1 protein-coding gene is annotated in these 245 nt (G+C 42.4%); it reads right to left on the bottom strand.

The features are described 5' to 3' along the window. On the bottom strand, nt 1-245 hold a 245-nt coding region (locus AB4160_RS19320), incomplete at both ends, for a transposase (protein ID WP_372006066.1).

Raw genomic sequence — 245 nt, 5'->3', positions numbered from 1 at the left:
TGACCTTCAAGGTTAATGCCTAACGCTAAGAAAATAGATTTGTTAATAACGCGCTTATCCTGACGGATTTTTACGACGATACAATCAAGGTAAACGATTGGGTAAATGGCATCTAAAGGTCGACTTTGCCATTCAATAACTTGCTCTAGAACGGCGTTGGTAACGCGAGAAACTAACGTGGGTGATATCTCTGCGCCGTACCATTCATCAAAGGCTTGAACGATATCACGAGTACTCATGCCTTG

Origin of the sequence: Shewanella sp. 10N.286.51.B8, assembly GCF_041469325.1 — a bacterium.
In the GTDB taxonomy this organism is placed as follows: Bacteria; Pseudomonadota; Gammaproteobacteria; order Enterobacterales; family Shewanellaceae; genus Shewanella.
The sequence above is the reverse complement of the archived record's forward strand: the minus strand, read 5'-3'. Positions and strand labels throughout refer to the sequence as shown.